This window comes from Bacillus sp. 05T31 (assembly GCF_056396725.1).
On the sequence record NZ_JBFTMA010001296.1, the window covers coordinates 1 to 541 of the forward strand.

General features: G+C 34.0%; 1 pseudogene. It reads left to right on the forward strand.

The features are described 5' to 3' along the window. Positions 1–541, forward strand: a pseudogene (locus tag AC1DJR_RS33000) (IS4 family transposase); the annotation flags it as partial.

A 541-nucleotide genomic window follows, 5' to 3' on the forward strand; every position in this document is an offset into this window, starting at 1 on the left:
TTTTCACTTGAAAGATCTTCAACATATACACATATACAAGATAAAAAGGCTTACTATATCTCTCGTATTAAATCAAATACACGTATTTATCAAAAAAATCCCACCCCTGATTATTTTCAAGATGGAAGAATCAAGAAAGGTACAGAGTATATACAGATAGATATGGAGCTCTTAATGAACTCTATTCAGCCAGGACAAACATGTAAAATATCCGATGCTTATGTAGGAATGATGGATAAAGTACCAACTCGTGTGATTGTTCATCGACTAACAAAAGTACAACAACAAAAACGATTACAAGATCAAACTGTAAGAGAAAAAAAGAAAGGAATGAAGTATTCTCCTCGTAGTAAACGACTCAGCGGTATCCATGTATATTTGACAAAGACCCCTACAGATATTGTCCCGATGGGACAGGTACATGACTGGTATTCTTTGCGTTGGCAAATCGAAATTTTATTTAAAACGTGGAAGTCATTCTTTCAAATTCATCATTGTAAAAAGATAAAACCAGAACGATTGGAGTGCCATTTATATGGTC